This window comes from Chitinophaga deserti (genome assembly GCF_003149455.1).
Taxonomy (GTDB): Bacteria; Bacteroidota; Bacteroidia; order Chitinophagales; family Chitinophagaceae; genus Chitinophaga; species Chitinophaga deserti.
On the sequence record NZ_QFFK01000004.1, the window covers coordinates 236,367 to 250,858 of the forward strand.

Annotated in this window: 10 protein-coding genes; 4 read left to right on the forward strand and 6 right to left on the reverse strand. The window is 52.5% G+C overall.

The window, feature by feature from the left end; genetic code table 11:
* The first annotated feature begins 41 nt into the window (after window positions 1-41).
* Both DEV76_RS10715 and DEV76_RS10720 read left to right on the forward strand, forming a co-directional pair.
* A complete protein-coding gene (locus DEV76_RS10715; RefSeq protein WP_109697900.1) occupies window positions 42-896 on the forward strand; it encodes a glycoside hydrolase family 16 protein in 855 nt (284 codons plus the stop codon).
* The gene (locus tag DEV76_RS10720) at window positions 893-2,326 is read left to right on the forward strand and encodes a glycoside hydrolase family 30 protein (RefSeq protein ID WP_109697901.1); all 1,434 of its coding nucleotides are present in this window, start codon (window positions 893-895) and stop codon (window positions 2,324-2,326) included. The genes DEV76_RS10715 and DEV76_RS10720 overlap by 4 nt, the downstream gene beginning before the upstream one ends.
* Window positions 2,327-2,406: 80 nt before the next feature.
* Here the strand turns inward: DEV76_RS10720 and DEV76_RS10725 are convergent, their stop codons facing one another.
* Both DEV76_RS10725 and DEV76_RS10730 read right to left on the reverse strand, forming a co-directional pair.
* Window positions 2,407-4,560: a DUF5916 domain-containing protein gene (locus DEV76_RS10725; RefSeq protein WP_232826929.1), complete on the reverse strand. Its 2,154-nt coding sequence runs from the start codon at window positions 4,558-4,560 to the stop codon at window positions 2,407-2,409.
* Window positions 4,561-5,241: 681 nt separating this feature from the next.
* Window positions 5,242-5,805 (reverse strand): hypothetical protein, encoded by a 564-nt coding sequence (locus DEV76_RS10730; protein ID WP_109697902.1) that lies wholly within the window; start codon window positions 5,803-5,805, stop codon window positions 5,242-5,244.
* A gap of 149 nt (window positions 5,806-5,954) precedes the next feature.
* On the opposite strand from DEV76_RS10730, the gene DEV76_RS10735 reads away from it, so the two are divergent.
* Together DEV76_RS10735 and DEV76_RS10740 are read left to right on the forward strand one after the other, a co-directional pair.
* Entirely contained in the window at window positions 5,955-7,601 is a 1,647-nt protein-coding gene (locus DEV76_RS10735) for a DUF4139 domain-containing protein (protein ID WP_109697903.1), read from the forward strand.
* 420 nt (window positions 7,602-8,021) lie between these two features.
* On the forward strand, window positions 8,022-8,546 hold the full coding sequence (locus DEV76_RS10740; RefSeq protein ID WP_109697904.1) for a GNAT family N-acetyltransferase: 525 nt from the start codon (window positions 8,022-8,024) through the stop codon (window positions 8,544-8,546).
* Between the two features lie 90 nt (window positions 8,547-8,636).
* Here the strand turns inward: DEV76_RS10740 and DEV76_RS10745 are convergent, their stop codons facing one another.
* From DEV76_RS10745 to DEV76_RS10760, 4 genes are all read right to left on the reverse strand, one after another.
* On the reverse strand, window positions 8,637-10,493 hold the full coding sequence (locus DEV76_RS10745; protein WP_109697905.1) for an outer membrane protein assembly factor BamB family protein: 1,857 nt from the start codon (window positions 10,491-10,493) through the stop codon (window positions 8,637-8,639).
* A gap of 141 nt (window positions 10,494-10,634) precedes the next feature.
* Entirely contained in the window at window positions 10,635-11,888 is a 1,254-nt protein-coding gene (locus DEV76_RS10750; protein ID WP_109697906.1) for a tetratricopeptide repeat protein, read from the reverse strand.
* Between the two features lies 1 nt (window position 11,889).
* Complete coding sequence (locus DEV76_RS10755; RefSeq protein ID WP_198652029.1) at window positions 11,890-13,212, reverse strand: ATP-binding protein; 1,323 nt, start codon at window positions 13,210-13,212, stop codon at window positions 11,890-11,892.
* Between the two features lie 22 nt (window positions 13,213-13,234).
* A complete protein-coding gene (locus tag DEV76_RS10760) occupies window positions 13,235-14,386 on the reverse strand; it encodes a putative sensor domain DACNV-containing protein (protein ID WP_109698179.1) in 1,152 nt (383 codons plus the stop codon).
* Between the last annotated feature and the right edge of the window lie 106 nt (window positions 14,387-14,492).

Genomic DNA, 14,492 nt, shown 5'->3' on the forward strand with positions numbered 1-14,492 from the left:
ACGGGGCCGGATGTACCGGTCCCGTTTTTTCCCAAGTTTACATGAAAACGATCCACTTTCTGCCGATAGTGCTCATTGGCCTGCACATGCTTGCCTGTGGCGGCAAAAACAATCAACCCGCACCGGCTCCCTACATCCCGCCATCACCGGTGGATAAGAACTGGGCCTTTGAAACCACTCCCGCATGGGCCGATGAGTTTGATTACAACGGTTTGCCCGACCCCGCAAAATGGGGCTACGACCTTGGCGGCGGCGGATGGGGTAACAACGAGCTGCAGTATTATACCGATAAGATTGATAATGCACGGGTGGCCAACGGCCTGCTATCCGTAATAGCCAAAAAGGAAGACATGGGCGGCCGCAATTATACCTCTGCCCGCCTCGTGTCTAAAGGCAAGGGTGATTTCCTGTACGGGCGGTTCGAGATCAAAGCGAAGCTGCCTCCGGGTAAAGGTACCTGGCCCGCGATATGGATGCTGCCTACAGACTGGGCGTATGGCGGATGGCCTAAGTCGGGCGAGATCGATATCATGGAGCATGTAGGCTACGATCCCAATAAAGTACACATGAGCGTGCATACGGAAGCTTACAACCACAGCATCAGTACACAGAAAACCGCTACGCGCACCGTGGAGAAAGCCATTGGTGAGTTTCATGTATACCGGGTAGACTGGACGCCTTATGCCATCCGTGGCTATATCGACGGTACGCTGCTCTTCACTTTCCTGAACGAGAACAAGGGCTATGCCGCATGGCCCTTCGATAAGAAGTTCCACTTCCTCCTCAATATTGCCGTAGGCGGAAACTGGGGCGGACAGCAGGGGGTAGACGACAGCGTTTTCCCCGCCACCATGGAAATCGATTATGTACGCGCGTATAAAATGATTGATAAATGATTGTTCCAATAAAAACCTTTCTGCTGGTACTTATATGCTGTGTATGCAGCTGTAAGGGCAGCGACGGCCCTTCGCCGGGTCCGCAGGGCCCTCCGGGGCCCGGTCCTTCAGATGTAGCCCTGTGGCTCACAAAGGGCGATAAATCAGCTCTATTCGCCAAACAGAATGTTACCCTCAACTTCGGCACGCAACTCAATGCATGGCCTAATATTACGGTGGATGAAGGACAAACCTACCAGGAGATCGACGGGTTTGGTTATACCCTCACCGGCGGCAGTGCCACACTCATCAATGCATTGCCCGAAGCCCGTAAAGCTGCTTTGCTGGATGAACTGTTCCGGTGGGATAGTACGCATATCGGCGTCAGCTACCTGCGCATCAGCATAGGCGCATCAGACCTGAGCGCTACTACCTTCAGTTACAACGATATCCCTGCGGGGCAGACAGACCCCACACTTGCCGGGTTCTCCATTCAGGCGGAGAAGGCCGATCTCATACCGGTACTGAAAAGAATACTGGCCATCAACCCGCGTATTAAGATACTGGGTTCGCCATGGTCGCCACCGGTGTGGATGAAATCGAACGGGAGTTTCAAAGGCGGGAAGCTGCTGCCGGAGCATTATGCGGCATACGCACAGTATTTCGTGAAGTATGTGAAAGCCATGCAGGCAGAAGGTATTGCCATTGATGCCATTACCCCGCAGAACGAGCCGCTGCATCCGGGGAACAACCCCAGTCTGGATATGCAGGCCAATGAGCAGGCCGATTTTATTGGTAACCACCTCGGCCCTGCGTTTCGCGATGCGGGTATTTTAACTAAGATCATCTGTTACGATCATAATGCCGACCGGCCGGATTATCCGGCTACCGTACTGCAGGATGCCAAAGCCGCGCAGTTTACAGACGGGTCGGCCTTTCATCTCTATGGCGGCCCCATTACCGCACTCACGGAAGTGCATAATGCTTTCCCTGACAAGCATATTTATTTCACGGAGCAATGGGTAGGCGGCCCGGGTAATTTCCCGGAAGATCTGAAGTGGCATATAGCCAACCTCATCATTGGCGCACCCCGAAACTGGAGCCGCAATGTGCTGGAGTGGAACCTTGCCGCCACGGCAGATTATAAACCGCATACACCGGGTGGTTGCACCACCTGCCTCGGTGCGGTAACAATCGGGAATGATTACACGAAGAACGTGGCGTATTACATTATTGCCCATGCCGCCAAGTTCGTGCGGCCGGGATCTGTACGTATTGCGTCTAACATTCCCGGTACACTGGAGAATGTGGCGTTCCGTACGCCCGACGGCAAAAAGGTGCTTATTGTACTGAACAGCGGCAATAACACGCAGCCGTTCAACATACAGTACAAGGGCAAACAGGTGACCACAGAGCTTGCAGCCGGTGCTGCAGGTACGTATGTGTGGTAACCTGAATTAACCTGTGTGTTTGGAAGGTTGGATAAATGGTAACGAAAGCCGGGACGCAATTGCGCCCGGTTTCTTTTTGCCTATAAGTTGAGCCAGTACACCAGTTTCAGCACCAGCGCCCTGTTTTTGACGTAAAAGGGTTCGGGCAGGTAGTTGTCGGTATACACGATGAAAAGGTCGGAAGCGGGCCTGTAACGCCACTGGAAGCGGGTATTCACGTTCATGTTCTTCATCTGCTCGTTGTATTGTACAAACCCGGTGAAGAACAGGGTATTGGTCATGGTAACATCCACACGCGGCCCCACCAGCCAGAAGCCATTATTACCCCAGGGCTTCGGCAGGTTCAGCTGGTTGTAGTTGGCGCTCATGGCAATGCTCACATATGGCTGGAAACGGTAGCCCAGTTCACCCGTAGCAGTAAAGCGTTTACCACCGGCGTAATAACCGCCGTAACGGGCGCTGAGGGCGTAGGTAAGCAGGCTCTGCGGCTTAGACACATAATCGGCCCCTACAGTGTTCCAGCTGTGTTTGGAGAACGCCTGCAGGCTGTCTTTCCCGAGATTCAACGGATCGAAGGGCTGCAGCAGCTGAATATAGGTAGTGCTGGCCCATACGTTCAGCGTATTGCGGGCGCGCCATACCATGCCGTAGTTCAGCATCAGCTCGTTATCCGTTCTGTCCATTTTATCGGTGAAGAAGTTGGTAGACGTAAGCTGCGGCCCATGGCTCAGCAAAGCACCCGATTTCGGGAAGAAGAGGCGGGTGGCGGTGGGTGCGAAACGGATGTAGCCCGTACGCGGAACGTAGCCCACTTCCGCTTTATAGTTCCTGCCCACATATTCATGCTGCCAGCCAATGCTCCAGTTCTTACTGGTGTATTGCAGGTTACCGGCATGCGCCCAGTCGTTGCTGCTGAGGCCGGGCGAGAAGGATTTTAATACCAGCGCCTTACCCGTCCAGAAGTTATTGGCGGAAGCGAGGTTGTATTCCATCCCGAAGTTGCGGTTGTAGCGCGTGTACACGGGATCTCCGGGTTGTACCTTATCCGGATTGTAATTGATGGATTCTTTGTTGATGAGCAGCATGCCAATGTTGGAGCGGGAGAACACCCGGCGCTGAAGGGCTGCCACGGTAAAGTTTTGCGCCGGCAGCGAGGTGGCCGACTGCTTACCCGTTTGCATATTCATTACCCCCAGCCGCCAGTTGCGGTTCAGTTTACCGCTCAGGCGTGCCCCGAAGTGGATGGGTGCGCCCAGCCCGATGCGCCTGCTGAAGAAGGGGCGGAGGGTGCTGTATCCGAAGTTGGTGAACTGGTCGCCGTTCTCGAGGAAGAACTGGCGGCGTTCCGGGAAAAAGAGCTCGAAGCGGTCGAGGTTCGTTACCTGTTTATCCACGTCTACCTGCGAGAAGTCGGGGTTTACGGTAAGGTCGAGGTTAAGGGAGGATGTGATCGCAATTTTAGCATCCAGTCCGGCATCGCGGCGCCATTTGGTAGGGGAGCCTGCATCGTAATTCTTATTGATGCCACCCAGCACGTAAGGTATGAGCGAAATATTAGGACCGGGATTAGGCGGAACGGTATCCCATTCCAGCGTACCGGTATATGCCAGTGATGCAGAAGGGAACTGCCGGGGCACGGGCGCCCAGCTGCTCTTTTCCGTGGTTTTGAGATCGTTCCTGCCGAAGTTGATACCCCACTTCGTGATGCCTTTCTTATACCGGATGGTTTTGAAGGGGATGGATGCTTCGAAGATCCATTTGTCCGGGTAGTTTTTTACTACGGAGGTCCATTTATTATCCCAGCTGAGGTCTACTTTACCGCCGTCGTACATGAGTCCGTCCCACTGAGCCCCTGCGGCATTGGCGCCGAAGGTGAAGCCGTTGGTCTGATCATCGAAGGGGTCCATGAACAGGAGGAAGTTATCGTTCTTGAGGAACGAGAAATCGCGGCGGAGGCTTTCCACCATATAAGGGCCGGGAGCACCGTTGTAATTGACTACCAGTAAGTAAAGCTGCTGGTTATCATATGCCATTTTCACGTAGGTACGCACATTGGCGAAGCTCGTGTCCATGGGGAGGATCATGAAAAAGTTGGAGGCAGAGTCTGCATCCCGCCAAGCCTGTTCGTCGGCTATACCGTCGATCTTAATGGAAGAAGTAGCCTTTCGCATCTGAAGGCGGTACTGATCGTTCTTTTTCTGTGCTGCTGCCTGAAGGGTAAAAATGCACCCCAATAAACATGGAATAATTCGTCGCAATGTGTGATGTGTTTCCGGGTTAGGGCGGCTAAAGTACATAAAAGGTGCCCGGGTTGCATCTCCGTTCATGTAAAAAGGGTGGCGTGATGGAATGGGGAACATCAGAAACTGGAAGTACCCGGCAAAAAACGGAGCAGGAATTGCGTAAAGTAAACAGGAAGAGTGGGGCTACAGTACGGCGTGTGGCTGTCTACAGTACGTGAACAATACGTGAAATGGCAGCCGATCACGGAGATGTGGTGGACATGAGGTGGACTTGATGTGGACTTGATGCGGTAACGAGTTGGTATTGAGGTGGTTGGGATGGCATTCCGGCGTGTGCGGTTCGGGTGGCTTCCGCCCGGGATGATTTAGTGGTTTTTAGACTCATATCGTTTGATAATGAGTCGTTTATGGTGAAATGTTCCATTTGAGCGGTCACTTCTTCACATTTGATGATAGTTGCTGATTGAGATATTGTATGGCTTATTGAAGCATAACCCGTGCCGGATCCGGAGGTGAAAATGGGATGGGGAGAAATTCTTTAGAAACCTGTATAGTTTAACGACGAAGATATAAAACGAAAAAGACCGGCTAATGCCGGCCTTTTAATCCTCTACTGAAAACACTCACACGATTCTTTTCTTACACACTCACGTTCTTCTGTTGATTCTTAACTTAAATCGTCTCGTTATATATCGTCTTTAATGTAAACGCTTTTGAATATTCATCGAATCTCGCCAGTTCATCGTTGCTGCGGAATTGCATATCGAGCTGCTGATGGAATTTACCGTTGTCGGGAAATGCCCGTTTCAGGTTGCCGATTGTCAGTTCCATTACATCACTGCCGGGCTGTGCGCTGAAATAAAATTTCGTTTCTTTGATTCTGCCTTTGCCTTTCGAAGTTTCCACTTCACGGCTGTATATCGGGAAGCCCGCGGCATCCAGGATTTTGTAGGCATTGTTACCAACAAAACGGTAGTCCTGCTGATGTTTGTCGCGATACCCGTATAGAACGTTTTTATCGAGCAGTATTTGTTTATCTCCGTTCACCACTTTCACTTTACCATGCTGGAACGGAACATCTGCTTTAATCTTATGATGTGCGGCACCGTAGCTTACTTTTCCTTCTGCAAAATCTTCCGCCGAAAGATAGAGGCCCGTTTTACCGGATTGTGCTACAGCCGGGAGGCTGAGAACACCTAACATAGCGACGGACAAGGTCAGGAACATACGCTTCATGCTGTACTGTTTTGGTGTAGTGCAAATTTACTGCTGAAGGGTTCCGGCATCTATGATAAATGTCATGCCTGAAAGGCTTTTGCTTTTTTTTAACAAATCATTTATGGAAAAGGATAAAATAGTGCATCCGGAAGGTAAAATAGCACGGCATGATACAACGCACAGCACTTTTTCTCATAGCATTTACCGCGCTGGAAGCTTCCGCACAGGAGCCCCAGTACACCGGTTCCACCATTAAATCCGTAACCGTTTACAGCCAGGGTGCGGAAATGTTCCACACTGCCAAAGTATCGATCCCCAAAGGCGTGAGCCGCGTGGTGGTGGGCAAAGTAGCGGCCCGGATCGATGAAAGCAGCATACAGGTGAGCGCTCCCGGAGCGGTAACCGTCATGTCTGCAGGATTCGGCAAAAACTTCCTCCCGGATGTGGTAGAAAAACCTGCTTTTAGGCAATTGGCAGACAGTCTGGAGAATGTGAAACTGGCCCTTTCCAAACTGGCGAATACCCGTAAAGCGCAGGAAGGTACTTTAACATTACTGGATAAGAATCAGGCGCTCAGTGGCAACAACGCGAATGTGGCAGAGTTAACGAAGCTGGCAGACTATTACGCCGCCAAACAGATTGAACTGCGCAACAGCATTTTTGCACTGGAAGAAAAAGAAGCAAAGCTGACACAGTTGCGCACCCGCATCCTGCAACAGATGAAGGAGCTGAATGAAAACCCGGAAGCCGCCGGCGGACAAATCGTACTGCAACTGATGGCGCCCGCCGCAGTGAGTGGTACGCTGGAAATCCGTTACGTGGCATTGGATGCAGGCTGGAGCACCAACTACGACCTGAAGCTGGAAAATATCTCCAAACCCCTGAAACTGATGTATAAAGCCAACGTGCGCCAGCAAACGGGCATCGACTGGAAAAATGTAAAGCTCACGCTGAATACGGGTAACCCTTCCAACAGCGGGATTGTACCTGAACTGTCGACCTGGTTTTTACAGGAGCAAATCAACCATACAGTATTTAGGAAGGGAGTAGCCGATGCTATGTATGGCTCGCGTGCACTGGAAGAAGTAGTGGTAACAGGACAAGGCCTGGAAGGAAAAGTTGCAGGTGTAAAGATCCGTGGCATAAGCACCATGGCCGCGCCTCCTCCTCCGCCTGCAGCAGTACCTGCATCCATCGTGCAGCACCAGACCAGCGCCAGCTTTGATATCGATATCCCTTACGACATTGCGGGCAATGGTGAAAACCATTCCGTGGTGCTGAAAGAAATGGATATGCCAGCCAGCTACCTCTACTATTCCGTTCCTAAGCTGGATCAGGATGCATTCCTCATGGCGAATGTGACAAATTTTGCAGCCTATAACCTACTGCCCGGTGAAGCAAATATCATGATCGGTAATCTGTATGCCGGTAAAACATGGATCAACCCGCAGGCCACGGAAGATACGCTGAAAGTAAGCCTCGGCCGCGACCGCCAGGTGGTGATCCGCCGCGAGCTGATGGCACAGATGAGCGGCACCAAACTGATCGGCAGTTCCGTTCGGAAAACATATACCTACGAGATCAGGGTACGGAATGGAAAGCAGGAAGCCGTGAAACTGCAGCTGAAAGACCAATACCCCATCTCCACAGATAAAAACGTGGAAACAGACCTCTCTGAGTCTGCCGGGGCCACCGTAAACGCAGAAACCGGGGAACTGGTTTGGGATCTTGACCTGAAACCGGGAGAATCCAAAACATTGCGCCTTACCTACACCGTAAAACATCCGAAAGGAGTACAATATCAGGGTTTATAAACGAGCCTTTTCATGGGCGGACGCGCGGGAGCAATCCCGCGCTTTTTTTATCCCCGGAAGGAGCTGATTATCTATGCATTAATTACCCCCAGGGGGGATTTGTGCCGGAAAAGGAAGGAGTAAAGGAGGGTTACTGTAGGGTAAAAGAAGGGTTAATGTATATATACTGTAGGTAAAATGGCACCAAACCCAATACTGTAAAGGCATAGTACCCTATTTATATACATTAGGTACCCTTTAAGTACCCATTGAGTACCCGAAAAATACCCTTTCAGCAGGCTATAATCAGGGGAGGGGAAAGGTGGTAAGAACCCGGGAATTTTCATGGTTTGCAAGGATATTCCCATTACATTTACGTAGCTAAAGGACCTTGGTTCGTTAACCCGTAAAAAGCATCTAAAAAATTCATTCGAACAGGATATGAAGTTACACATCAGGCCAGAAACCGCGGCTGAGTTCCCGGCTATCTATGAATTGAACGCATTAGCCTTTGGACAGGATAATGAAAGCCGGCTCGTTGATAAACTGCGTGATACCCCGTTTTTTATTCCGGAACTTTCCATCGTGGCATATGCAGGTGAGTACCTGGTAGGGTATATTTTGCTGACACGTTTGCCATTAAAAGGAGACGATGGATTGACTTACGAAACCCTAGCCCTGGCGCCCGTTTCCGTGACTCCTGCTTTGCACCAGATGGGTGTTGGCGGCCAGCTGATCCGTCATGCTTTAAAAGAAGCTTCGGCATTGGGCTTTGATTCGGTAATCGTATTGGGGCACCCTGAATATTACCCGAAGTTCGGATTTGAAAAGGCATCCGGATTTGGCATACGCACCTCCTACGAAGTACCCGATGAAGCATTTATGGCGGTAGAGCTGGTGCCCGGCGCTTTAAAAGGAAAAGCGGGGCAGGTAGCATACCCGAAAGCATTTGAAGAAGTGGGATAGTAAATTAGTATGTTCCTATACATCAGAAAAGCCGGTCAGGATGCTCCTGCCGGCTTTCTTCGTTCTGGATGATTCCCGTTCTGGAATGTTTTATGGCGCGGCTTCCAGGCACACCAGCTTCCCGTCCATGGAAGAAGCGAGTACCAGGTTGCCGGTAAGTGGCTGTACGGTGTTTACAAGGCAGCTGGAGAACTGGTGTTTCCAGCGGATTGCCCCATTAGTGGCAGAGAGCGCCGTAACAAGGCCGGATTGTCCGGCGATGAATACGGTACCGTCTTTCTCCATGATAGGACTGGGGCAGATTTCGTACCCCAGTTGTACGGGTGACTGCCAGATGATTTTACGTTCCCCCGCCCGGGCATCGAATGCGAGAATGTTTCCCTGCATGGATTTGGCATATACATGGGCACTGTCTTCCGACTGACCCAGCGATTCGCGTACCCACTGCTGATCATCGCGGTGGCGCCATACAGTGTTGCCGGTTTCAGTGTCTATAACGGTCATATACCTGTCTGGCGATACGATCCATGCACGGCCCATAAAAGCCACGGGCCATACCGCTGCAGGGGAAAACATGCGGTTGGCGGCCCCGTTGGTCCATTCCCATGCAGGCGCGCCCGTTTGGGCGTTTAATGCATAAAACTGGTTGCCCCAGGTGCCAAAGAGCACTTTATCTCCGTACACCAGCGGCCGTGTTTCCACAAATCCCTTTACGCCGGGGTGGTCCCATACCTGCTCACCGGAACGGATGTTCCAGGCCCTGCAATGCCCGTCGGACCCCGCAATGATAGCCAGCTCACCGGAGCGTGCGGGAGATGATACTATTGCCATTCCGGTTTCTTTTATCCAGGCGCTTTTGCCGTTGGAGAGCTTCAGGCAGTACACTTTTCCGTCTGAACTGGGCACCACTACATGATTGGCGTGTACAAGCGGGGTAGCGTAGATTTTACCGCCGGTTTTGTAACGCCAGCGGATCTTGCCGGTTTGCAGGTCGGCCGCTTTAATATCGCCATTGGTTGTAGTATAAATCACTTTGCCATCTGCAATGGCAACTGCACTGCCCATATCCCCGTCTTCCTGTATCTGCCATTTTATTTTCACGTTAGGGAAAGAATCGTTCACACGTTTGGCCGCATCATCACTAATAGGGGGATAGTTGGCGGAAGCATTGGCAACAAGCGGCATACGGTGCCATGCAGGGCGCGTTTCCGTAGCCGGACGGCGTTCTTCGAAAATGATGGAATCGCGCAGAACGGATACCAGGTTATAACCACCCACCGCATCTTTTGCGCGGAGGTTAGAACGGCACATAACGTTGGGGATGGCGGTACGGGTATAGATGCGGTTGGCATGGCCATGACCGCAAAGCATAAGCTGTACGTTTTTGGTGCGGAGCATGCCGTAAACATCGAGCCAGTTATTCAGTCCTTCGTCGAGGGGATAATGGTTGATGTAAACAACAGGCATGGCGGCAGGTGTACGGTCGAGCGTTTTGCGCAGCCAAACCATGTTTTCACGGGGTACCTGGCCGGGGCCCATACGCATATTCGGGCCGCTGTTGGTACCTATGAAGCGGTAGCCTTTATGATCGAATTGAAACGTTTCGTCACCAAACACGGTGCGGAAGGAATTACAGCCGCTTTCCGACCATTTGGTATCGTGGTTGCCGGGTATGATGTGCCAGGGCTTCCGCAGCTGGTCAATGGTTTGTTTGGCCAGCTTCAGTTCCGCATCGGATCCAAACTCTGTAACATCGCCTGAAAAGATTACGAAATCGATCCCGGGGAGCTGGTTAAGGTCGCGGATGGTGCGTTCCAGATCTTCCAGACCGGTTTGTACGCCTACGTGTGTATCGGTTACGAGTGCGAAGCGGAACAGTGTATCCTGTGCGGCAGCCGCCCCGGACAGCAGCAATGCGCCGAGGAGCCATACAAAGCATGTTTTCATGCTCCCCAAGATACCACGCCGCTTCTGGAAATAAAAAGGGGAATGCGGTAACGGCAGGGAGGCGGAAGATTGTCTGTGCCGCCTGCAATAAAAAGCCCGCAGCCGTAAAAGCTGCGGGCATACTATCTGATGATGTGATAATTACCGGTTACTTCTGCGGATCATGGCAAAGTTCACCACCCACTGGAAGGCGATGAAGCCGAACAGGTAGATGATGGACCAGAGCGTGAAGGGATCGCCTGTAATAAAGCCGGCAGCGATGGCGGCTATGGCCATGGCGCCCAGTCCGTAGATGTATAACTGCATCAGCAGGGGCTGTTTAAAGGTTTTGTTCCGAACGCTGAGGGGGATCATGTAAGAGATACCCGCGTAGGTCATCACCAGCCAGCCTGCACCGCCGGTGGCAATAAGACCGATGGCACCAATAACGGCCACAGCGGCACTTACTGCCACACCGTTGGATGCGCTGATCTCTTTCTCGTCGAGCATGTATTTACCGTACCGGTTGAAGCGGAGGAACAGGTTGGAGACCGGTTCCATGATCCAGGTGGTGAAAGCGAATGCGATGAGGATATACACGATGGGCATCAGGTAGGGAGAAAGTTCCGGGTTAGCCTGTGCCGTGCGGCTGAGCAGCTTTGTGATGAGGTACAGGCCGATAATGAATGCCCACTGGAACTTCTCAGACATTTTGGCCATGAAGAAAGCGTATTTCAGGAAGAGGCGGTACACGAGGTAACGGCTCTTCAGGGCTTCTATCATACCGGTTTGCGCCATTTGCATGGAAGGGTCTATCCGGAGTGCTTCGCGGAAGTGTTCCAGTGCTTTTTTAGCATCTCCTTTTTCGAGGAGGCCCCAGCCGTAGTTGGCGTGGGTATATGGGTTTTCCGGATCATGCCGGAAAGCGTCTTCTATGCCTTCAAACGATTCTTCTTTGCGGTTCAGCTTCAGCAGGGCCGTGCTGCGGGCATTGAGGGCGTATACGTTCTCAGGGTCTACCTGCAGGGCCTGTTCTGCGTACGAGAGGGCTTCGGTGAACTTCTTCCGCTGGTTCAGCAGCATGGCATACATGGCGTAGTACCCGGCTTCCTGCGGATCGAGGCGGATGGCTTCGCGAAGGTCGGCCTCGGCAGCATTGAAATCCTCGTTATTGAGGTGGATGCGTGCGCGCTGGTAATATAACCGGTCGTCGGCAGGGTCCAGTCCGATGGTGTCGTTCACGATCTGTAACGCTTCGGCATGTTCATCCATCTGGATCTTTACCTCCGCCAGCAGTCCGAGGGCGTTGGTATCCATGGGGTAGCGTGCCAGCGTTTGCTGGATGGCAGTTTCCGCTTCGCGGTATTTTCGATGCTGCAACAGGTATACAGCGCGTTCAATCAGGTTTTGATCCATGTCATTTCATGTTTTTCAGGTACAGGAGGATATCGTCGTACAGCCCGGCCTCATTGGCATACAGGGCAAAGTTCTTGGCTACGGAAAACCATTCGCGGGTGCTGGCACGGTGGCGCTTTACGGCACTGAGGAGATCCTTTGTGCGGATGGGTTGCGGCACACCGTCTTTGAATGAGTCTTCCAGTTTAGCTTCCACCGCCATATCGATCACGGCTTCAATATCTGCCCCGGAAAACTCCGGCATCTGTTTGCTGACGGATTCGTATTCGATCTGCTCCACGGGCTTGCCCTGCAGTTTTTTCTGCAGCATGGCGGTACGCGCTGCCTGATCCGGCGGCGGTACAAATATCATGCGGTCGAAGCGGCCCGGACGGCGGAAAGCAGGATCCATATGCCAGGGCGTATTCGTTGCGCCGAGTATAAGGATGCCGGTATTATCATATTCCACACCATCCAGCTCCTGCAGGAACTGGTTGATCAGCTGCCTGCCTGCGGATTGCTTCATATCATTCCGGTTAGCGCCAATGGCATCTATCTCATCGAAAAACAGTACACAGGGTGTATTGTTACGGGCATATTCAAATATCCGGTGCAGGTTCTTTTCGCTGTTGCCGAGGTACATATCGAGGATCTCGTTGAGCCCTACGTTAATGAAGCGGGCGTTCACCTGTCCGGCCGTTGCCTTTGCGATCATGGTCTTACCGCAACCGGGAGGGCCGTAGAGGAGGATGCTGCCGCCTGTCTTTTTCCCGTAAGCCTTGTACAGTTCAGGGTGCTGCATGGGGCGTATGATCTTCACGTCGATTTCCTTCTTAACATGATCCATACCGCTTACATCCGTGAAAGTGATGTCGGGCTTTTGCATGAAAGTAGTGAGCTGGTCGTCGTCATAATCATCCTCATCGTCGGATACATCGCCTGAATAGCTGCGTACCCTCAGCTGGTTATCCAGCTCGGGATCGGAGAATTCGGGATGTATGTCGAGCAGCTGCTGATAGGTACGGATGGCAGTATCCATATCGTTTTCCTTCAGCGAGGAGCGGGTATAAAGCAGCAGCACATCCAGGTTATCGGGCTGGGTGCGCATGAGATCTTCGAGGATCACGTTGCAGGTGGCGTAGGCGCCTTTGCGGTAGTATACCTTGGCAAGGCCTATGAGGGCTTTATCGCCGGGAGCTTTGCCGAGTGCTTCCCGGAATTCCTGCTCGGCTTCATCGAACCGGTCCATTTGCAGGAGCGTTTCGGCAAGGTGGAGCCGCAGCGGCACATTGTCGGGCGAGTATTTTAGTGCTTCGCGAAGACTATCAATCGTTTGTTGTGACATAATGGTGAAAACAGGGATATGATCAGATCAATAAAACATCAATTCTGTGGGCCATCACGATATTGGAATCGGGCGACCATGAGAAAACGGTGAAATTACCGTCCTGCGAGGCTACCAGTGCCTGGGCATCGCGCTGGTCGTATACGAACTGCGCGGCAGAGAGGTGCCTGGTGCCGCCGAGGCGGGATGGGTGCATGAGCATGGGCTGCTGATCGGTAACCGGCTCTGTGAGCAGTATTTCCTCTACAGGATGGGAATCTCCTGCGCGGGATATTTTGGTACCGAAAGCCAGCAGCTCGTGACGGTCGTTGATAACGGTGGCGCCATCTACGGCGGTGAGGCCGGTGATGTATTCCACTTCGCGGCGCAGGGCGTTCTGCCAGTAGATTTCACTGGTCGCCTCCCCATCCTGCCGGATCAGGTCAGACACGCCGCTGAATGCCGGATACACCGGGTATTGCAGCGGGTGAACGATGGAGTTTTTCCATTTATCCTGATTATACGGTGTAACGAGGAGGGTGCCACCACGGCGGTGTGCCCGCATGGATACTGCGATCTGAATAAGCACATTGATCGGGTGGTTCCACAGGGGAGAGGCATGGATGCCGAGCAGGGAGGTGAGCATATTGGGGCAGTCTGTACGGATGCCGCATTGCTCATTCACCACCTTCACGGAATCGCCCTGCAATACGGCCACGTTAATAAACTTGCCGAGACCTGCTGCGCGGCGGTGCTTCACTACGAGGAGGCCCGGTTCGGAAACATCCAGTACGAAGCAGTATTTCGGGAGCGATAAGGTGGTGCCCCAGATATACAGTTCCCCGTTTTCTTCCCAGATACCCACATGTACGCCGGCACGTTCCACACCGGGAGCGAGTTTGGCGAGTACTTTAGGAGTATAGGGCAGCCGGTGCTCGAAAAGCAGGGGTTTGCCTGCCTCTGAGGGCTGCAGGTAAGCGATGGATATGCGGGTAGGATTGCCTTCCTCTTTCCGTAAACTGGCCCAGAAAGCCACGTCGATGATCTGCTCTATCTTGCGTGCCGTGGGCACGCTTGCCAGTCCTTCGTCTTCCTGCTGCACTCGGGCTTTATCCTGATGCCGCAGGAAATGCGCTTCTATTGTTCCGGCTACATTTGCAGCTGCCTGGTAGGTGCTGCCATTCTTCCATTCCATAAACACGTTTCTTGGAGGTGCTAATTTAGACATTTCCGGGGCAATCGGGCCATTTCCCTCCGGCTTTACCGCAAATGGCAGGAATGCTGCCCCGCATACCTTACCC